Source organism: Halobacillus halophilus DSM 2266 (assembly GCF_000284515.1).
In the GTDB taxonomy this organism is placed as follows: domain Bacteria; phylum Bacillota; class Bacilli; order Bacillales; family Halobacillaceae; genus Halobacillus; species Halobacillus halophilus.
Genome location: NC_017668.1, coordinates 421,441 through 442,026, shown reverse-complemented (window position 1 = coordinate 442,026; position 20,586 = coordinate 421,441). Strand labels below are relative to the sequence as shown.

Sequence of the window (20,586 nt, the reverse complement as noted above, 5' to 3'; positions counted from 1 at the left end):
ATAGATCGTCCCCTGTATATAATCGTGTACCTGTATTTTAATATCTCCACAAATGTTTACTCAAAAAAGGAACCTCGCACCTTTTCTCTTCTTCATTTTACTCCATCTGTTACCAGAGCCTGTAGACACATGACCATACCGCAAGAGTGATCTTCACATATACTATTTTAATTTACTATGCTTTGTGAATGGAGTGGATAAGGTTGAACCCCGATATATGCAGTCTGTTTTCAAACGATAGCGTGCTCGTGTGCTATCTGACGGATGAACTAGGAGAAACTGTTGAGTCTATTACCTGCCGGGAATCAGGCAGCAGGGAAGACGTAACAGTAACGCTCTCAGGAGAATCAGTCGTTTTACAACGCGTTTCCCTTATCAATCAAGGCTTTGTAGTAGTTGAAATCAGTGACGATGAAACTACTTGTATCACAGATCCGATTCCCTTTTGTTTTGTGGAGACTTTACTGTTATGTGCACCTGATGGTACAGATATTGAATGCAAAGTAACCGAGTTTGACTGTCAGGCATGTGTGAACTGTCAGAATGGAGAATTTCTATCCCTTGATATCTTTTTTGACGTTTGTCTGAGTGTTCAAACAGTCGTAGATACAGTGTTTGAACTGCCCATCAGCTTTTGCGTGCCACGCAAAGAGATTGAACAACCGCCCTGCACTTTTAAAATACCAAATCAATGTCCGACAACTTTTTCGGAGGACTCTACTGAAAGAAAACAGGTGCAGCCCGAGGTTAACGAGATACTTAATCTTCCTGCTCCTCAGCCCACTCCATCCCAGCAACAGGAAGTCGCTTGTGTGTCTGCCACAAAAGTGTATGACTGGGTGGTTTCACAAAATTCTTTCCGAATCACCCGGAATCAGGCAGATATTACATTCCAATGTTTCCCTTGTGAAGTAGACCTCTTTGTTCCAGCCGATATATTCTGTACTAATGTGATAAGCGGCAGGGTGGTTTGTGCCACTATTCCAATTGAAGGCGCAGAGGTCACCCTCAGTGGGTCCCCTGATTTAGTTTTGTATGATATGAACCCTGTAACAACAGATGAAAATGGTTATTTTGATGTAAATGTAGAGATACCCGAAGATACCGAAGCTACCAACGTGACCATAATGGCAGAAGCGATAGTAAGAAGCGTGGTAGCGTCAGCTTCTACGGAGACCGTTGTCGAATGTCCAGAAGACCCGTGTGGAATTGATTTATTTGCTCCTGCAACGATTACCTGTGATGATTTCATGGATGGAAGGGTCCGCTGTAATGGACGATTAATTGAAGGAGCGTTGGTGACCTTCGATAGTAACGCTCCAGGAATCGTAACCTTTGAACCTCCTCAAATAGAAACAGATTCTCTCGGGGACTATTTCACCGGAGTCCGCATTACGAATGGTACCGCTCCTCAAACGGTCACCCTCATAGCCTCAACTACTGTTGAAGGACAAATGGTCAGTGATTCAGTTGACGTTACAGTCAATTGTCCTTTCGATGCTTGTATCTTAACCATAAACGTACCTCAGCTCATAGACTGCATGGCTGTCATTACAGGAAATATCAGCTGTAACGGGATGGGAATTGAAGGAGCAGAGATTTTTTTCAGTGATTTTCCAGAAGATGTTGTCACGTATGAGCCCAATCCTGCCATCTCAGATATCAATGGAGATTTCACAACCACCATTATGGTACCAGAAGGCACCTCACTAACAGATATCGATGTTGAGGCGACGACCACCGTTCAGGGACAGATGGTTGAAGCTAATTTCGGAACACAAATTATCTGCCTCCCAGAAGAATGTCCATGTAAATTCAGGATCAGGCCGCGCGGGTCTCGTACTAGGGCTACAGTGGAGCTTACCCAGAATGGAATGGTTACTTTTTTAGATGGAATTATTAATCTATCTGCGATTCAATGCTTTAGAATTGTGCCTGGGTGTAACCCTGACGTTGATGATTTCTCGGTTGTTTTCAGAACCGATCAAGAAGTTATCCGGTTCGTGCAAGGAAGAAGACTAGATATTGAGTGCGAAAGCAATACATTTGCACGCGTCCACGGTACCGCAACGGCAGAAGGAAATGTTCTCAACGGCTTATTTGATGTCACTATCGAGCTTTCCATAACGGCTCCAGATATAGGAGTTTGGACAGTTAGTGCCACAGATAATATGGGCAACACTTTCTTCACGAGTTTTGTCCAGCGTGTGAGTCGGTCAACATTCATTGGAGATTGTGATGATGCTCCAAATTAAAAAAAGCCTCTCAAAAGTTAATTAACTCTTGAGAGGCTTTTTCTTTAAGTTACGGTGGACGATTATAGAACTATGCAAATCGTTTTAAACCTTCTGTTCTATTTTTGAGTGTGGGTGAGATCACATCATACCTACCGCCCATTCAGGAAAACTCAATCTTATTTCCATTATGACTATAACCTCAACTTCTCAATATAAATAAGAAAGCGATTATCAATATTCTAATTAAAATAACAAACTGTAAATATATAGTGCGGATAACTTGGCTGCTATTAAATATAAAGTAGTTAAACCATTGAATTCTATTAATAAAGGCTATCGTACAAGCGTAATTGCTAGATTTTCATAAAATATTAATGTAAGAGACGTCTCCTACAATCCTTTAATAAAGGAGGGAGAACTATGAATTTTCTAAGAAACTTAGTCGCTGTACTAATTGCTGTCTTGTTTTTGGTAGCGCTTTTGTTAGCTGTTTTACTAGGATCAAGTGAGCAACGCCAAATTGTCATCGACTGTATAAATGAGATTCTTGGAACCATTAGCTAGAATTTAAAGGGCTATGTGTAAAAACATAGCCCTTTAAATAATAACGAAAGTGTACAAGCCTTTAGTAAATTTTAATTTTCAATTAAAATCATTACAATCTTTGTGGTTTAATTTTTTCTCTTAAAACTTATCGATCTGGTACCAACACGGCCATTATAACTCTTAAGTGCATATCTTATTTAGGTTTTGCCACGATTGATTCATACGAAAACAAGGTAAGGGAAGTTTTTAACCGACAAATTACTGGTAGCTAGAAGGATTCACAATGGATGGTTACCTGATCACCATTATTCCTGCATGCGAGGTTAGCGGAGTTGAACTCTAGTGGGACGGGGATGTGGCGTTGCACCCCTTTAGAAAAAACTACCCAATCCTATATGTTGGATATTGATACATTCTCGAGCCGGTGCGTCTTCGAACTTCCAGGGTCATGTCATTGACTACCTGAACCTCCTGCGTTAGCAATAAATCGAGCTCGAGGGTGGTTGAACTGCTAGACTCCACATAAATATCAAACTCCCAAAAGCCACATTTTTTGAAGCATCTGTTGCTGGGCAGGTAACGGTGGCATTTCCAATAGGAAAAAATGAGCCCGAAGGCGGATTACATTCAACAGTAAAACCAGCAGGACATCATTGGTTACAATCGAAGAGGGGTAGTTTAGAGTAGATCCACAAAGACCGGGGACGTTAGCTACAGTGATATCTCCCCCGAATGTTATCGTTGGATCTGCTACAGTGTTTAATTTTGTAACAAAAACATCACCATCCCCATGATATGTGCGATCAAAGGCCCCGTTTGTGGTTGGAAAATCATTGGAACTTGTGTATCTGGTTATATAGGCATAGGCCACGTTATCGACAGCTATTCCGGTTGCTATATTATAAAAAGCCCAACATTATTGATAATATCCCTTCCACCTATCATCCTAATTGGAATAGCTATTTGAAGGAGTATTTTTCAAGATATACTGGTGGCTAGCCTGGAAATATGAACAAATTACATAGTCCACTTGCTCATTCTTTTAATTTTAATTTACCCGATGAAGCAATACTTACTTTTACTTTTAAGTCTTTCAACGTCTCAGATGTTATCCAATCTTTATTTTCAAGACCGAGCTTTTTAAACGCTTTGGGGTCCTTTTTGTATACATGATTTGTGAACTGATAGACATCAATATTCTTTTCTAAAGCTTCCTGATAGGTACTTTTTATTTGTTCTTCAATTTGTTGTTCGGCTTCTTTGACCAGTTTTTGGTCATCTTTATGGAAAGGATTCTCGATGATTTCTCCTGTCACTTCTACTTTTACAGAAACAGTCACCTCTTCCCCTTGAACTTCAGGCTCAATATCAATTTTAGGGTCGGCAAAGACAACAGAGGCGTAATCTTCTTCATTCTTATATAAGTAAAGTGGGATCCTTTTAGCTTCTTTCTGCATCCAACGAACTCCTTGTTCCTCTTCTGTGGATAGGCTGCCTTTGTACTTCCCTCTGTAAACAAAAGCACTTCCTCCAAATTCATGGATTGGATGAGGTTCATTATCTTTCGTCCACTTATTTTCGTTAATACCCAACTTAGGGATTTTTACCACTTTCCCGGGTTCCTTTTGATCAATCAAATAATTTCGCAAAGTAATGGGCGTAATGAGAGAGAACTGCTTGAATACAGGGTAAGGATTGTTAACCCGTGAATACCAGGGTGATTTCCCTAAAATCGGTGTCCCTTGTGCAAGTAGAGGTAATTCATCATCAGTGGCATAAAGCATCACTTCACTTCTTGTCTCCGAATAGCGATTCAGAACATCCATCACTTCATCTAGAACTCCGTCCTTCTCCAATGCCCTAGTCGTGATGATTAAATCTCCAATATGGGCCCATGAGATGGGCTGTTGGGTGGTTTTGTAAAGTTTATCAGTAGCACTATCAAATGTTTTCCCGACTCCTTGTGCTCCCCAGATCGGCAGTTCTTCAGGGGGGCCTCCACCGCCTTCTTGTTTACCCACATTTTCGAATTGAAGAATCTTCGAATAGATATGAAATTCACCATCTTTATAATCAATACCCAGACTGGAAATATAAATTGTTTGCTCAATGCTTTTACTATCCCAGCAACCTGTCAATAACGTGAGAGAAAGTAAGACCCATATCCATTTTCTGTACAATTTATTCACTGCCCTTTTCTCGTAGTATCAATAGGGTCCAACATGTCTGGTCTACGGTATTTATCATCCGACGAATTCCACATAGAGTCCTTTAAGTCTTTCGGTTTAAGCGGTGCGAAAGGTGCCAGGTACGGGACCCCAAACGATCGCATACTTGCTAAATAACCGATTACTGCGAACAGACAAATGAAAAAACCGAACATTCCTAAGAAGGAAGTGAACAGTAAAATGACCAGCCGTAAAATACCTACAAGGCCTGTTAATGATTGATTGATCAACGTGAAGGTAGCCACAAGAGCGACTGCGTTGACGACAAGAATCCCAGGGGCTGTGAGGCCGGCAGCAATAGCAGCTTGGCCAATGATCAATCCCCCTACAACTGACAAGATTTGTCCAATAGCCATAGGTAACCGAATTCCTGCTTCTCGGAATAATTCAAACAAGAATAACATCAGAAAACACTCTACAGGTGCAGAAAATGGAACACCGTCCCTCGATAGTGTTACGGTAGCTAAAAGAGTAAATGGGAGTTGATCAGGGTGATAAGAAATTAATCCTACCCAAAAAGCAGGGACGAATAAAGCAATGAACAGCCCCACCATACGTAGAAACCGTTCAAAAAGAACAAAAATGGAAGAAACATTGCTGTCCTCCGCTGTTTTTAACACAAAAAATAAATTAACGGGTGCAATTAAAGCTGTCGGTGTACCATCAACCAAAATGGCAAACCGGCCATGCATTAAACTCTCCACCACGAAGTCCGGTCTTCCTGTATAAACAAATAAAGGGAACAAAGGATGCTTTTGATCTGCAATTAATTCTTCAATTTGAAGACTGCTCTCCACACCATCGATATCAATACTCCCAAGTCTGGACTTAGCTTCTTCTATCATTTCTGGATTGGTTACATCTTCCAAATAAAACAATTGTACAATTGTTTTCGTCCGCTCCCCCACAACAAATGATACGACCTTTAAACTAGAAGTTCTAAGGCGTTTACGTATGAGAGCTGTATTCATGACAATTTCTTCAATAAAGCCTTCTTTCGATCCTCTGATTGATACTTCTGTACTTGGTTCCTCTACATTTCGTGCGGGGTGGTCACAGGCTTCGATTTTCCATAATCGGGAGTCATCTTCATGTAGAATGACAGCCTTCCCTTTAAAAACAATGTTTACCATTTTTTCTTTCGTAATCGAAGTACCAAGCTCTGTAACATTCGCTGGAAGAATCTCCTTCAAATCTGCTCTTTTTCTTGTGTTTTGCTGGATGGGTCGCAATACATATTGGAATAAAGCGTTCTGATCATACAACCCCTTACAGTAAACTACAAGTATTTTTCCAACCGAAGTTTCTGCTTGATGAAACTTGACATCTGCACAGCCGTCAAACAGATCTCTCAAGGATTTTTCAGTAAACGTGACAGCTTGTTCCGTATTTTCTTGTTTCTCTTTTTTCTTTTTCAAGATGTCCGCCTCCTATAAATCCATACTATGGCTCCAAGTAATAGGAACAGATATACCCCCATTCCATAAACAAAACCGGGCAATACATACTTTTTCAATAAATAATAGAATTGCATATCGGATAAAGGTGTATATAAACTGAGGACTAAAATAACCGCATAACTTAATTGAATCCATCTTTTCGCCTTTATTTTTTTAATTGTAAAAAGAGAAGGAAGAAGATATAGGATAAGAGCTATTCTTATCACCGCACCAGAGAGCCACTGATAGATCGTTAAGTAATCCACATGCGTAATATAAGCACCTATGGATACCATCCTCCATTGTTCGTATGCCGGATACCTCAGTTCAGCTCCGTGCTCTGGTCCAAACATAGCGATAGCCCCGGTAATCGGGGATACAAAAAGATTTAGAAGCAAGGCTCCAAAAATTAAATACTTCCAGAACGCCATTTTCTTTTTCACTTGATGTTGAATACACAAAATAAGAATCAAGTCGATAGCACCGCTGCTGCCTACGATAAACCCCTTCCATACTGGCCCCCATCCTTCAGCCATCACTGGAAATAGTAAAGAGTAATCTTTATTCTGCATATTGGCCACCGCTACAAATATGCCAAATAGAACGACGAAAGGCAGCAGCACTCCAGCTGAAATTGCTAAAGTCTGAATCCCTTCTTTCAGCACTAATAAAACGACACCTAATGTTAGAACAGCTAAAAAGATTTTAGGAGTGCTCTGTAAATAAGATACTTTCGTCCACATAATCGTGTCGAAATACGTGATAAACCCACTTAGCAGTAAATAAGCCAGGAGCGGGATCATAAATAGCCACTTACCCGCTTTACCGAATCCCTCCTCTAAGTATTGAAGGAGAGGACGGTCTTTCGTCAGTTTATGAATGATGTAAATGATTAAAAGAACAACAAAAAAGGATATCGAAGTCATGGATGCAGAAATCCATGCATCTCTTCTCGCTACATTCAAAATGGGCGGTGTCAAAATAACGTGATTATAAAACCCAGAAGACATCATGACTAAAAAGAGCAATTGTAAATAACTAATTTCTCCAGATCTCATATTTGAAAGGATCCTTTACTTTTTTATTAGACTCTACAATTGTAAGGAAAAATATTCATAATATGGAGGATTAATGATATACACAAAAAAACCCCAACTTTGCAGGCTTGGGGATTTGGGCTGTTGAGAAAGTTTTGCCTTGTAATGGTGACAGTTTAAGGAAGCGGCAAACGACAAGGATATTAGAAAAAACGTTTCTGAGTAAATACTATTTATTAGACTTGAAATTAGCTGAGTCATTGTAGTAATTGTCTCTGCTTCTTCACTTTAGCTGCATACGCTTAGTTTTAACTCTGAGCAAGTAAAGTACGCAGAATGAGGAGTAACACGCGTTCTATTTGCACCATAAAAAAAGAAGGTCTCCAAAGAGACCTTCTTACATAACTGTTAGTATCCAATTGAAGATTATCAACTACTGTTCAAATAATGTTACTAAACTTAAACCTTACGAAGTCAACAATGGTAATAAATTCACCCAAACGTATCAAAGCAATAGAACCATTTCAGCCTTCACCCATAGCAATCTCTAATTCTACCCCAATACGAGTGAGATCAACTAAATATACGGCGTCCTTATTTCAGTTTATATCACTAACGTGGAAATGGAATGGGATGGAAACTCTACATGACAGGCTTGATCTCCTAACACCAGGTTTGTTTCTGCAAATTCATCCTTTTCGTTCATGACTACCACAACTATGGAATCATCTTCATTTTGAAAAGCAACCACTTGTAACGCAGGATGCTCGATTTCATGCTTAATTCTTACGGCATTTGGCTTAATATACTTACTAAAGTGGCCAATATAGTAATACGAGCTATTATAGTGCACTTGTTCCTTCTTTGTATCTACAATAATTGGAGCATCACAATAATTCCCAACGTGGTTCGGCCCACCTTGCTCATCCAGGACCAGATTCCAGTCGATCCACCCTTCCAGCCAATTATTCAAATCCCCTATAATGTTACGTCCATATCGCTCGCCTGTGTGCCAAGCTCCTAACTGAACGCCACCTTCTATACATCCTTCTGTAAACATAATGTGTTTATCTGGAAAATCATTATGAATTTTAGTTAGATTTTCAAATTCCTCACTAACATACCAGTGGATCCCTGTACCCCAGATATATTTAGCCGCTTCAGGGTCAGACAAAACCGTGCTCGCTCGCTCATAGGCAATATCGCGATTGTGGTCCCAAATTACGATTTTTTTATGGTCCAGTCCCTCTTTTTCTAGAGTTGGCCCTAAGTAATCCCGTACAAAATCACGCTCTTCTTCTGCTGTGTAACGACAAGAATCCCAAATTTGAGTGGCATCTGGTTCATTTTGAACCGTAACTCCCCAAATAGGAATCCCCGCTTCCTCCATGGCCTTTATATACTTACTATAATAAAGTGCCCAAGCGCTCTGATACTCTGGTAAAAGCTTTCCACCATTATTCATTTCATTATTTGTCTTCATCCACGCAGGAGGACTCCATGGGGAGGAAAGAATGGTAAGATCCTCTTTTCTTGTTTTTACGGCATCCTTAATAAATGGAATAACATATTGGTGCTCTCTTTCAATGGAAAAAGTGCGTAATTCCTCATCATCTTCTTCTACATACGTGTAATTTCCCAGGGAAAAGTCGCAGCTATGAATGTGTGTTCTTCCAAGGGAATAAGCTAACCCATGCACAGGATGAAAGTAACTCTCGATGATTTCCATGCGTTTCTCTTTGGAGATTTGGGCCAAGGTATAAGCTGCCGCTTCGGTAAAAGCGCCCCCAAACCCCATTACTGTCTGATAGCGTTCCCCCGGTGTTATCTTTAAAGTTGGTCCTTCCTTTGTACCTTTTTCTTTAAATGGGAGCATTCCCTTTTCTGCTAAACGGTCATTCGTACCTTTTATCGTTTGGATCAATTTTGCATCCATGTTGGACCCCCTGTATTTCAAATAAAAGAGCTTGTCTATTTACTAAGGAAATAAAATGGAATCGTACATCATTTCCTCTTACGTTAATATAGCTTCTATTTTCTCAAAGTCTCTATTTCGAACTTTCTCAGCAAGCAACCCTTGAATTTTCTCCCCATCCACTGTGGTGGTTCCTTCTTCATTATGAAGAAGATATCGTGTCACTTTGGCTCCTTTATCATCAAATGTAGATTTCCGATTTTCATTATGATAAGTAACCTCAATCTCACCCAGGAATGTAAAACTTACTTGGTTCTGTTCATCAAACAGCCATTCTGGAAGGAGTGGTTGAAGCTTTAGAGATAATTCACCATCTTCAATAGAAAACATACTTTTACCGGTCATCATGGTTTGCCATATGGACAAAAACTCAGCCGTTGTTCCACTTAATCGTGCCACAAACCCTCTACCATGCATGCTTTCATCAGGATTTACGCTACTTGCGATAAAGGAAGAGTTCTCTAAGGTACTTCTTCCATATACCGATGGATCCATAAATGGTGGTAATGCGTTCTTCAAATCTTCAAAAAAGTCTTCATATAGCCCCGCACTTAACAGACTTAATAAATATTTAAATTCCATGTGCATGAATACAGACTCCCGCTCTAACCACCCTGGGGTAAATGCTCTTGCACGGCCAAGCTCATAGCTCATGTCCTCTAATGACGTGGAGGTCTTATACATGCCTAGCTGTTTGTCATATATATCAGATTGACGTACCTGCTGGTGCAGTTCCCTTGCTTCTTGAGCACTCATTCCTTTTAATGCTCGTGCCGGTCCTTCCAAGAAGTGAGGAAGTACATGAACCTGGAAACGTTGAACATCGACAAGCGAATAGCCTTTTTGATTCTTCTTAACTTGACCTTCCGCGTCCCTTTGAACCTCAAATTGATCCGCTTCATAATAAAAGTACGTAGGAACCAGACCGTCGCCAAGCTCTTTCGCCTTTTCTATTCCAGCATCTACTTTCTCCATAAATAACTGAAGCAGTTCCTGTACCTCAGTAGCTGATATCGATTCTTCTTTTCCATCTAGATTATACTTAATCGCTTCTCGATAAGATTCTCTAGCTGTTGATAGAGTATCCCAGTATTCAAAGGAGGAGAGGTTTTGCTGTAACGCTTCTTTAATCTCTTGTACCATAGTCAAGACCTCAGCTGGTAAAACCGTATTCTCTTTATGCTCACAATCCACCAAAAATTGAAGTAATCGCTTCAACTCTACTGTTTCACTCATCCCTGAACCAAAGATGCCTGGAAGTCCATTCATGGAATCATTCCATCCAGGTTTATTCGCCTCCATTTCAACTCCCATACCATAAGGGTCTAGTGTAGCAAATTTCATTAGTGCCAATGAAAACAGTTTCGAAAACAGGGTGCTTTCATATACTTGTCCGTCCTTTGTCTTCAACCAGTTTCCATCCGTTGTTTCATGGCTTTCAGTGAGAGCCCCATACTGACGAACCTTATCGCCTGCTAATACATATTTTTCTGAACGCGGATTGATGAAAGCTGGACTTTGAAAATAACGATAAGAACGATCATGAAACAATAAATGTTGTTTTTGATCTGGATATACTTTTAGGTAATTAATGATCAAATCTAAGTTATACGTCCAATGATCTACCCAGTACCCTTCCCCGAACTCTGCGTCGATTTCCTGTGTACTATGAGAAAGTACTGTTCTTAAAAACGCTTCCGGCGAGACTTCCAAACTTATCTTTCGGTCCACAACCGATTGCATGATCGCTCCTGGTGTAAACGACATCTCCAACAGGTTTCTCATATATTCGAAATCATCCTTACGGGTGAACAGCCTTTGTAACCATGACCAGTCTCCCTGTTCGGTCACCTCAAAGCGTGCTCCCTTTACAACTAGTGGGTTATAACCATCTGCTTGGATCAAACTCATAAATAGTTTTATATTGTAATCTCCCACTTCCGGCTTGAAGAAGACGTCATTCCGGCGATTTTGATTCACATCCCGAAAGTTTCCATTCCCTTGTGAGAAAAACTCCGGTGCCACAGAAAAGAAATTGTAATCTCGTTCCAGGTCCCCATGTTTACGAGAATAGACATAATAGAGAAACGGCTCTTTGTTATTCTCTAGTAAAATTGGATATCCACCACGTAGTACGTTATCTAAATAGCTCTGCTTCGTATATGCATCAAACATGTCACTTCCGGTATTAGAATGGACATCGCTTGTTAATTCTTCCACAAGCTGTTGTGCTTCCTTATACTTTCTATCAAAATAAGCGGCTGAACTAATTTCAGATTGCTTCTCTTCCAAAATAGTAAGGTCATTAACGTGACCAATCATCGTACGTAAATTCGTTGATTCATTCGGGGATAGAACACTTGAAAAAGCTGAAAAACCACACGGCACCTTGTTTGCCGTAATTTGCTTCGCTTGTAAAAGGTCCTGTACCGAATTACTTTCAAACCTTTCCGGAAAGCGCAACGACGTATTTTCTCCAAAAAGAATGGATGCATCTACAATAGGCTTTAGCAGTGAGCCATCCTCTACAAAGCTTGCATAAAAATGCCCCTTTGTGACTTCCTCCACTTCGGCTGTGTCCTGTGTAGATGAGCGGACACGATAATAGGGAATGTGATTGTCTACATTAAACACATCCATCCAGCTTTTCAGTGTGTTCCCTACTGCTTTATAAGCTTCATCCTCTATTCCAAAAGGAATTATGGCAGGTAAACCATCTACGATCTCAAGACTTATTTCCTCATCCGAGATATTTTCTACCTCCACTTTGCGCATTAAAGCTGAGAAGTTTTCCTGTGGTAACGTAAAATAAGTCACGTTCGTATGAATTCCATAATCTTCGTTTCGTTCTGTTATGATGAGTTCGTTTTCTTTTATATACATGTTCCTGCTTACGGTTTGTTTCGAATCCGTATTAAATGGTTCGAATAGTAAGCTTTCATGGTTACGCTGAACTTTGATGAAAGTGCGGAATCCATTGGTTGAAACGCGCTCATAAGCCTGATTGGCTGGAAAAAACTCTGTGATCGCACTATTTTTATCTTGAATCCCGAAACTCACCATACCTTGCCCTCTGTTCACATAAAACGCCCACATCGGAACCCCATACAATCCAGCTATGCCCGGTAAAAAACTTGAAAACGTCTTAGCCCGATCAAATTCTTCTATAACAAAATACTTTTCCTCATTAAACGCATAATTTACCATGAATGAACCCCTCTCTATTCTTTAATGGCTTTATAATAATATGGTTACCATTTAAAACCGGGGAGTTTTAAGCCCCACCTGCCACTGTCCCACACAATGAACCCGCCTATCGAAAGAAAGCTTGATTTCGCATCTTCCGAATAACTTCCATATGCCACAAGCTCATTACCTTTTGTAAATGCAGAAAAAAGCCTTTTTCTTATGTAGGAAGAAGGTGAAGGTAAGCATCCTTCACCTCCTCTTTCTTCTTATCAAAAGTTTACGAAAGCGGTTTCGATAATATTGTAACACATCTTATCCTTTAACAGACCCTGCGGATATACTACTAATGATATATTTAGAGAAGAATACCTCAAGAATCCCATTAATACGCTGGACTCAACTGCTGTTATTAATTTGGACAGGCAAAGAATCTGATGAAAGAGAAATTATTGGCTATTCAGGGTTAGTGAAGAGCTTTAAATCCTATAATAAGAGGTGGTTGAGCGGTATTACATCATGCCGCCCATTCACTCAGCTATTTAATAGGACAATAATAAGACCTACAAAACCTAATTATACTATGGTTTCCATCGCAAAGTTAATTTATAAAATACAATAACTATAAACACTTTATGAACTGTATCCAGTCATAATCCAGGTGGATTATAAAGACGAACAAAAGCGCAAGTGAGGCTCACCAATTACCTCAATTGCGCTTTTGTTTGCCTCATCTTTTTTATAATCTGGTTAAGCACTTCCGAGAACACGAGCCCAAATGCAATGGCACCGGATATCATAAAAGCTTTCGCTGCAATAGAGATAGCGGCGCTGTAGTCATTTTGTACAAAGTTCCGCATCGCGTCATAAGCGAGACTTCCTGGTACGAGAGGAATAATCCCTGGTACGCTAAATATAATCATAGGCGTTTTGAATCTCCTTGCCAGCGCCTGGCTGACCAGGGCAATAACAAAGGAGGCGATGAGTGTAGCCGGGACACTGTCGACTTCTTTCCATACTAAGAATGCGTAAATCATCCAACCAACCATGCCGACGAGACCACATTTGACGAGCGTATTTCTTGGCGCCTGATAGATGATTCCAAAGGCAGCTGATGCAAAAAAGCTTGCTATGGCATATTCAATCCACATAGTCATTCCTCACGATCTCTAAAATAGTGCAAACATAACAGCAATACCTGCCCCAATTGCAAAAGCCGTTAAAAAAGCCTCCGCCCCCTTGGCGAGTCCTGAGATAAGATGACCTGCCATCAAATCCCTTACAGCGTTGGTGATGAGCAGGCCAGGGACCAAGGGCATGATAGAACCAACAACTACCTTATCAACTTCCTTCCCAATACCTAATGAAAAAAGGGAAAAGGCTGTAAAACCAATCAACAACGAAGCAACGAATTCAGCAACAAATTTAATTTCAAATAATCGAATAAAGTTCATTAATGCAATAAATCCCAGCCCTCCTGCTATGCAGGCTGGCAGGAAATCGTACCAACTTCCCTGAAACATGAGAGTAAAGAAACCACTCGCTAACGTGGCAGCGATGATCTGCATGAGTATAGTATAATCTGTAGGACTGGTTTCAATTTTTCTAAGCTCTTTATACGCTACGTGAGTAGACATGTCTCCATTTGTAATTTTTCTAGAGACGTTATTCGCGAGCTTTACTTTTTCTAGATTTGTCTCTCGTGCTGAAACTCTTACTAATTTTGCAGGGGCCCCAGGGCTAATCGTAAACATAATCCCAGTAGGTGTTACATAACTTTGTGCTTCATCCCGTCCAAAAGATTGGGCAATCCGCGTCATCGTATCTTCCACACGATAGGTTTCCGCTCCATTTTGTTGCATGATCTTCCCCATTAATAAACATAACTCAATTAAGTCCTCTGTACGCTCCACTCGGTCACCTCAATTCGTATTACAGTATGTTTAGTGTATCTATTCATATACTAAAAGCCTAATACCCTTTTTAAAATTTCCACAATCTCGAAACTTCTCCACTTTCTTTTGCACGACTGACCGGATCTTAGCTTCATATTTGTTCTTAAAGGATTCCCAATGTTGATGTTCATCAAAGAAAATTCGTCGTAATTTATTCGTCTCCATACAAGTACAATACCACATCATCAAGGGCTGTAGTATTATCAAAAGTTATACATTCTTTACTTTGAACAAAAACTAATAAAAGAACTATCAGGAAAAGAGGTGTGCATTAGTCCCTTTCCACACCTAGGTTTCTTGAATGTGTAAACCATTCGGCTATGGGGACTTTAGATATTAATAATATCTGCTATTTTTTCTGTTGGCGTTCGGAACAGTGGCAGGTCCTTAATTCAACATCAAATAGCCCTTCTTCTTCATAAAACAACTCGAATGTAATTTGTAACCCAGGCTCATATTTAAAAATAAAAGAAAAGCCTCTCAAAAGTTTATGAACTCTTGAGAGGCTCGTAGATTTAGTAAACGATTTTTAAAACCAGTCAATATCCAGTCAAATTGTTCTCAAACCCTATGGTAGCAGGGGTTTGGGCTATCACATCATGCCGCCCATTCCGCCCATGCCACCCATGTCAGGCATGCCGCCGCCAGCGTTGTCATCTTCGCCTGGCTTATCAGCAACTACGGCTTCAGTAGTCAAGAACATAGCGGCTACGGAAGCTGCGTTTTGAAGTGCAGAACGCGTTACTTTCGTAGGGTCTACGATACCTTTTTCGACCATGTTAACCCACTGGCCGGTAGCTGCATCGAATCCTACGCCGACTTCTTCGCCTTTCAGACGCTCAACGATGATGGATCCTTCAAGACCTGCGTTGTGTACGATTTGACGTACAGGCTCTTCAAGGGCACGAAGTACAATGCTTGCGCCAGTTGCTTCATCGTCAACTAAGCCAAGACCTTCAACAGAGTTGATGATATTTACTAGAGCTGTACCACCACCAGCAACGATTCCTTCTTCTACAGCTGCTCGCGTAGAGTTCAGGGCGTCTTCGATGCGAAGTTTACGCTCTTTCAATTCTGTTTCAGTAGCTGCGCCAACTTTGATAACAGCTACGCCGCCTGCTAGTTTCGCAAGACGCTCTTGTAGTTTTTCTTTATCGAATTCAGAAGTAGATTCTTCTGACTGGGCACGGACTTGAGCTACGCGGGAAGCGATTTGCTGTGGATCTCCGTTCCCTTCAACGATGGTTGTATTTTCTTTCGTGATGACCGCTTTAGACGCACGTCCAAGCTGATCAATGGTTGTATTCTTCAGTTCAAGACCAAGGTCTTCTGTGATCACTTGACCACCTGTCAGAGTTGCGATGTCTTCAAGCATAGCTTTACGACGATCACCGAATCCAGGTGCTTTAACGGATACAGCGTTGAATGTACCGCGCAGTTTGTTCACAACAAGTGTAGCAAGTGCTTCGCCTTCTACGTCTTCAGAGATCAGTAGCAACGGCTTGGATTGCTGTACCACTTGCTCAAGTACAGGAAGTACTTCCTGGATGTTGTTGATTTTCTTATCCGTAATTAGAATGTAAGGATCATCAAGAACCGCTTCCATTTTATCCTGGTCTGTAACCATGTATGGAGAAGCATAGCCGCGGTCGAACTGCATACCTTCAACCACTTCTAGTTCTGTATTGAAACCTTTAGATTCTTCAATTGTAATAACGCCATCGTTTCCTACGCGCTCCATCGCTTCAGCAATCAGCTGGCCGACTTCGTTATCGGAAGCAGAGATGGAAGCTACCTGAGAAATGGACTCGCGGCCTTCGATTGGCTTAGAGATTTTGCGAAGTTCCTGAGTAGCGACTTCGGTTGCTTTTTCAATTCCGCGGCGAATGCCTACTGGGTTCGCACCGGATGTTACGTTTTTTAGACCTTCACGGATCATCGCTTGCGCTAGTACGGTTGCAGTTGTTGTACCGTCACCGGCAACATCGTTTGTTTTAGAAGCTACTTCGGACACAAGCTGAGCTCCCATGTTTTCGAAGTGATCCTGAAGTTCGATTTCTTTAGCAATGGTTACACCATCGTTTGTAATGAGTGGAGAACCGAATTTCTTATCTAGAACGACGTTACGTCCTTTTGGTCCCAGTGTTACTTTTACAGCATCTGCTAATGTATCTACTCCGCGAAGCATCGCGCGGCGTGCGTCTTCACTAAACTTAATTTCTTTAGCCATTAAAAATGCCCTCCTTATTAAAATCGTACCGATTCTTCATCTATAAGTATGAGATGGTTGTACTTATTGAATAACAGCTAGTACATCTGATTCGCGCAGAATCAAGTATTCATTGCCTTCATACTTCACTTCCGTACCGGCAAACTTCGAGTAAATTACACGGTCGCCTTGTGCGACTTCAAGAGCGATTTTCTCTCCGTTGTCTGTGATGCGGCCAGTACCGACAGCAATGACTTTACCTTCTTGCGGCTTTTCCTTCGCAGAATCCGGAAGTACGATACCGCTCGCAGTAGTCTGTTCTTCTTCGATTAGTTCAATAACAATACGATCACCAAGTGGCTTTAACAATTAGGACACCCTCCTTGATAAGGTTGAATTCAATTTTTGTCGTTTATTAGCACTCGTGATACATGAGTGCTAACACAATTCTTATCATAATCAATTCACTTTCATTTTTCAAGTAGAAAACCTAGAAAATTTTCACATCTTTTTTCGACAAATTATGTACGATAACCCTTTATCCTTAGGGATGGTTTTGAAACTATGATAAAATACATAAAGTATGAATTGTGAGATATTTTAAGGCGTAAGCTTTGTTGGATATCGCATGCATGAACTTTCATCATATATATAGATAAAAGGAGTCGTTCACTTATGCCAAATCGCTATTGGTATATTATTCTGACGTATGTCGCTGCCCAGCTCTCTGCCTTGATCGGAGTACCGCTCGTCAAGTTGTTTGGCCTAAGCAATTATGACGCGATTGCGATCTGGTCAGTGCTGAGCTTTTTAGCTGCAACGATCATTATTATCGTTCTGCTTAAACCGGATATGAAAGAAACCGCGATGCGGGAAGATAAGGCAGGACCGGGAGGCATCGTCCTCTGGTCTATTCTCGGAGTCATTTTAGCCCTGCTTGCCCAAGGTGTCGCTGCTGCTATTGAGAATCAAGTTTTCGGAATTCCGCCTGGATCGGAAAATACGATGGGGCTCATGGAGATCGCCCGTGAATCACCATTGTTTATTCTGCTACCGGTTTTGTTTGCTCCAATTACCGAGGAAATCATTTTCCGTAAGGTGATTTTCGGTTCGATTTATAAACGGACGAATTTCTTTCTGGCTGTTTTAGTTTCTGCCTTGGTCTTTGGTGCTTTCCACTTTGATTTTAAGCACATGCTTGTTTACTTCTCCATGGGGGTTGTATTCGCCTTCCTATATGTGAAAACAAAACGAATTATTACACCAATCATTGCTCATATGGCGATGAACTCGTTTGTGGTCATTACGCAGTATTTCGTGGATGAGGAAGATATCCGGCGGATGCAGGAACAATTGGAAACCATCTTTATTGGAGGATTTTTATAATATGAGGACTTCACCACTGCTTATGGCTGTCCTCTACTTCGGTGTGGGAATCGCATTTATGTTTCTCGCGTCCCAGGCCGCAGTGGAAACGATTTGGAATGCTACCACGATTGTCTTATCGGGTGTCGCCACAGTAAATATTATTGTAGCGATCCGTTTGTATAATCTTCATGTCCGTATGAACCAGTCGAATAAAAAATGACGAAACCTAAGGAGGGAATGGTGATGGAAGCTTTACTCACCGGCGAACGCGTCAGGCTGACGCTTCTCGACGACCATGATATTGATCACATGACCAAATGGTACAATAAAACCGATTACGCAAGGCATCTGGATGCCCTTCCCGCAAAGCCGAAACGAGCGGAAGACTTGCGAAAGTGGCGAGATGAAGCTCACGAGCACGACAGCCATTTCCTCTTCGCGATTAAGGAAGCTGACCAGTTTATCGGGTTTGTGGAGCTTGATGGCATTCTCTGGACTCAGCAGAATGCCTGGCTCACGATTGGAATCGGTGATCCGGATATGTACGGTAAGGGCTATGGATCAGAGGCCATGGAGCTTTTAATCCAGTTTGCCTTTCACGAGCTTAATTTACACAGGCTTCAGCTTACCGTTTTTGAATACAATAACGCGGCCCGCCGCTTATATGAAAAGCTCGGCTTCGTACACGAGGGTTCGCACCGGGAGTTTATTCTCCGGGATGGTCAGGCCTACGATATGCTTCTGTACGGGCTCTTACGAAAAGATTGGAATCAAAAAACGCAGGGATAAGACAATTTGTCTTCCCTGCGTTTTTTGATTAGGCTTCTTTTTCTTGCTGGTCTGTATTTTTATCGTCCTGCACCCCTTTTAAGATAAAGGAAAATGGCAGGGCAATCAGCAGCACGATCGCAGATACGAGAAAAGCTTCATTCAATGTCTGCAAGGTGGCCGCCTGCATATCGATACCAGGAGCTGCCGATACCTGCGCGCGCCTCACTTCGTAATAAATAGAAAAGAAGACAATCCCTAAGGATGAGGAGATCTGACGGATAATATTGTTCATCGCGGAACCCTGTGCTACAAGCGGTTCCGGAATTGAGTTCATACCGGAAGTCGTCGCTGGCATATTGCTCATTCCCATACCCATGCCTCGGACTGTGTTCAACGCAAGAATCAGCCAGTAAGGCGTACCTAGCTGCAGAAAACTTAATCCAAGCGTCGCAAGTGCCATAATCGTAAGACCCGGCGGCACGACGTACTTGGGTCCTTTTTTATCGAGCAGCCTTCCGCCAAGAGACATAAATACACCGCTCGCAGCCGCTGCCGGCAGGAAGAGTAGTCCGGTCATGACTGCACTCATTCCATAAACGTTTTGAATGAGTAAGGGCAGCAGGAATATTCCTGAAAACAACCCGATCGAAGCTGCACTTGTCACGATGATGGACACCGAATACGTAGGTACTTTAAAAACAGATAAGTTCAGTAATGGATCGTCCTGTCGGTTTTCATAGAATACGAATAGAACAACAGCAATCAGTCCCCCGACAATTAAAGCGATGTTTAGCGGGTCGAATAAATTCTCTACAGTTCTTCCACGCCCTAAGGCAAACAGAATCGAACCGATACCTGAAGTGATAACCAGGAACCCGATTAAATCGAACTTCTTCTCGGGATGCGTCTCTGTCCGTTCCAGAAATTTAGAAGACAGGATTAATCCTGTTAAACCGAACGGGATATTAAAGGCGAACAGCCAGGGCCATTCGAGGTATTGGATTAAGAAGCCGCCGATCGTCGGGCCAATGGCTGGGGCGACCATCGCAGCGATCCCATATACTCCGACCGCCAGCCCGCGTTCATGTTTCGGGAAGGAATTAAAGATTAACGCCATCGCAATGGGAAGCATTAAACCGCCGGCCATTCCCTGTATAGCCCGGGAGATGATCACCATAGCTAACGTTTCTGAGAAAAAACCGGACACGGAACCTGCGATAAAGATGACAAGTCCTGTGACGTACACTTTTTTCTTGCCAAAGCGGTCTCCAAAATAACCCGTCAGCGGCATCGTCATTCCCATAGAAACCATGAAAATGGTTAAGATCCAGCCCACGGCCACCGCATTGGAATCGAAGATCTCAATAAACTTCGGCAGGATTGGATTTAACATACTATTATTTAGGATAACGGTGAATGTACCGAAAAGAACCGATACAACCACGAGCCATTTATTAGGTAGTTTACTCATCAGATGCCTCCTCTCTTGATTACTTCGGAACTCGAATTATTTTTCAACTATACCACTGATGATCGTGTTTCTCCACGTGTATGCTTATCTCTTTTCACGAGCGTTTCAAAGATCCTTTTAGATTATTCCACATCAGTGATTAAAAAAACATTTTCAACCGATTG

General features: G+C 41.5%; 16 protein-coding genes and 1 pseudogene. 5 read left to right on the top strand and 12 right to left on the bottom strand.

The window, feature by feature from the left end:
- Positions 1–203: 203 nt before the first annotated feature.
- Together HBHAL_RS21800 and HBHAL_RS21680 are read left to right on the top strand one after the other, a co-directional pair.
- Positions 204–2,255 (top strand): BMQ_0737 family morphogenetic spore coat protein, encoded by a 2,052-nt coding sequence (locus tag HBHAL_RS21800; RefSeq protein ID WP_223254250.1) that lies wholly within the window; start codon positions 204–206, stop codon positions 2,253–2,255.
- Between the two features lie 402 nt (positions 2,256–2,657).
- A complete protein-coding gene (locus HBHAL_RS21680) occupies positions 2,658–2,801 on the top strand; it encodes a hypothetical protein (protein WP_173380426.1) in 144 nt (47 codons plus the stop codon).
- A gap of 458 nt (positions 2,802–3,259) precedes the next feature.
- Here HBHAL_RS21680 and HBHAL_RS22030 read toward each other — a convergent pair whose 3' ends face one another.
- From HBHAL_RS22030 to groES, 11 genes and pseudogenes are all read right to left on the bottom strand, one after another.
- Complete coding sequence (locus HBHAL_RS22030) at positions 3,260–3,379, bottom strand: hypothetical protein (protein WP_396253214.1); 120 nt, start codon at positions 3,377–3,379, stop codon at positions 3,260–3,262.
- Positions 3,380–3,817: 438 nt separating this feature from the next.
- On the bottom strand, positions 3,818–4,972 hold the full coding sequence (locus HBHAL_RS02290; protein ID WP_041601161.1) for a Ger(x)C family spore germination protein: 1,155 nt from the start codon (positions 4,970–4,972) through the stop codon (positions 3,818–3,820).
- Positions 4,969–6,429: a spore germination protein gene (locus tag HBHAL_RS02285; protein ID WP_014641706.1), complete on the bottom strand. Its 1,461-nt coding sequence runs from the start codon at positions 6,427–6,429 to the stop codon at positions 4,969–4,971. Before HBHAL_RS02285 ends, HBHAL_RS02290 begins: the two co-directional genes overlap by 4 nt.
- Positions 6,426–7,508, bottom strand: a complete 1,083-nt coding sequence (locus HBHAL_RS02280) for a GerAB/ArcD/ProY family transporter (RefSeq protein ID WP_014641705.1) — start codon at positions 7,506–7,508, stop codon at positions 6,426–6,428. The genes HBHAL_RS02285 and HBHAL_RS02280 overlap by 4 nt, the downstream gene beginning before the upstream one ends.
- A 583-nt stretch (positions 7,509–8,091) precedes the next feature.
- A complete protein-coding gene (locus HBHAL_RS02275; protein ID WP_014641704.1) occupies positions 8,092–9,423 on the bottom strand; it encodes a glycoside hydrolase family 30 protein in 1,332 nt (443 codons plus the stop codon).
- 78 nt (positions 9,424–9,501) lie between these two features.
- Positions 9,502–12,669, bottom strand: coding sequence for a hypothetical protein (locus HBHAL_RS02270; protein WP_014641703.1), 3,168 nt, complete (start codon positions 12,667–12,669; stop codon positions 9,502–9,504).
- Between the two features lie 683 nt (positions 12,670–13,352).
- On the bottom strand, positions 13,353–13,799 hold the full coding sequence (locus HBHAL_RS02265; RefSeq protein WP_014641702.1) for a threonine/serine exporter family protein: 447 nt from the start codon (positions 13,797–13,799) through the stop codon (positions 13,353–13,355).
- A gap of 18 nt (positions 13,800–13,817) precedes the next feature.
- Positions 13,818–14,522, bottom strand: a complete 705-nt coding sequence (locus HBHAL_RS02260; RefSeq protein WP_051005617.1) for a threonine/serine exporter family protein — start codon at positions 14,520–14,522, stop codon at positions 13,818–13,820.
- 81 nt (positions 14,523–14,603) lie between these two features.
- A pseudogene (locus tag HBHAL_RS22095) lies at positions 14,604–14,768 on the bottom strand (IS91 family transposase); the annotation flags it as partial.
- 427 nt (positions 14,769–15,195) lie between these two features.
- The gene (gene groL / locus HBHAL_RS02255) at positions 15,196–16,833 is read right to left on the bottom strand and encodes a chaperonin GroEL (protein WP_014641700.1); all 1,638 of its coding nucleotides are present in this window, start codon (positions 16,831–16,833) and stop codon (positions 15,196–15,198) included.
- Positions 16,834–16,896: 63 nt separating this feature from the next.
- Positions 16,897–17,181 (bottom strand): co-chaperone GroES, encoded by a 285-nt coding sequence (gene groES, locus HBHAL_RS02250; RefSeq protein WP_014641699.1) that lies wholly within the window; start codon positions 17,179–17,181, stop codon positions 16,897–16,899.
- Positions 17,182–17,487: 306 nt separating this feature from the next.
- Here groES and HBHAL_RS02245 point away from each other — a divergent pair, with 306 nt between their 5' ends.
- From HBHAL_RS02245 to HBHAL_RS02235, 3 genes are read left to right on the top strand one after another with little or no spacing between them, the layout of a single operon-like run.
- Positions 17,488–18,198: a CPBP family intramembrane glutamic endopeptidase gene (locus tag HBHAL_RS02245; RefSeq protein ID WP_014641698.1), complete on the top strand. Its 711-nt coding sequence runs from the start codon at positions 17,488–17,490 to the stop codon at positions 18,196–18,198.
- Position 18,199: 1 nt separating this feature from the next.
- Positions 18,200–18,400 carry a YdiK family protein gene (locus tag HBHAL_RS02240; protein WP_041601160.1) on the top strand — a complete coding sequence of 67 codons (201 nt, stop codon included), beginning with the start codon at positions 18,200–18,202 and terminating at the stop codon, positions 18,398–18,400.
- Positions 18,401–18,423: 23 nt separating this feature from the next.
- Positions 18,424–18,969 (top strand): GNAT family N-acetyltransferase, encoded by a 546-nt coding sequence (locus HBHAL_RS02235; RefSeq protein WP_014641696.1) that lies wholly within the window; start codon positions 18,424–18,426, stop codon positions 18,967–18,969.
- Positions 18,970–18,997: 28 nt separating this feature from the next.
- On the opposite strand, the gene HBHAL_RS02230 is transcribed toward HBHAL_RS02235, so the two are convergent.
- On the bottom strand, positions 18,998–20,422 hold the full coding sequence (locus tag HBHAL_RS02230) for an MDR family MFS transporter (RefSeq protein WP_014641695.1): 1,425 nt from the start codon (positions 20,420–20,422) through the stop codon (positions 18,998–19,000).
- Between the last annotated feature and the right edge of the window lie 164 nt (positions 20,423–20,586).

Excerpts from the sequence above, each read along its gene's own strand:
- HBHAL_RS21680 (WP_173380426.1), top strand. The coding sequence starts at position 2,658 with ATGAATTTTCTAAGAAACTTAGTCGCTGTACTAATTGCTGTCTTGTTT.
- HBHAL_RS02280 (WP_014641705.1), bottom strand. The coding sequence starts at position 7,508 with ATGAGATCTGGAGAAATTAGTTATTTACAATTGCTCTTTTTAGTCATG.
- HBHAL_RS02275 (WP_014641704.1), bottom strand. The coding sequence starts at position 9,423 with ATGGATGCAAAATTGATCCAAACGATAAAAGGTACGAATGACCGTTTA.
- HBHAL_RS02270 (WP_014641703.1), bottom strand. The coding sequence starts at position 12,669 with ATGGTAAATTATGCGTTTAATGAGGAAAAGTATTTTGTTATAGAAGAA.
- HBHAL_RS02265 (WP_014641702.1), bottom strand. The coding sequence starts at position 13,799 with ATGTGGATTGAATATGCCATAGCAAGCTTTTTTGCATCAGCTGCCTTT.
- HBHAL_RS02260 (WP_051005617.1), bottom strand. The coding sequence starts at position 14,522 with ATGGGGAAGATCATGCAACAAAATGGAGCGGAAACCTATCGTGTGGAA.
- groL (WP_014641700.1), bottom strand. The coding sequence starts at position 16,833 with ATGGCTAAAGAAATTAAGTTTAGTGAAGACGCACGCCGCGCGATGCTT.
- HBHAL_RS02245 (WP_014641698.1), top strand. The coding sequence starts at position 17,488 with ATGCCAAATCGCTATTGGTATATTATTCTGACGTATGTCGCTGCCCAG.
- HBHAL_RS02240 (WP_041601160.1), top strand. The coding sequence starts at position 18,200 with ATGAGGACTTCACCACTGCTTATGGCTGTCCTCTACTTCGGTGTGGGA.
- HBHAL_RS02235 (WP_014641696.1), top strand. The coding sequence starts at position 18,424 with ATGGAAGCTTTACTCACCGGCGAACGCGTCAGGCTGACGCTTCTCGAC.
- HBHAL_RS02230 (WP_014641695.1), bottom strand. The coding sequence starts at position 20,422 with ATGAGTAAACTACCTAATAAATGGCTCGTGGTTGTATCGGTTCTTTTC.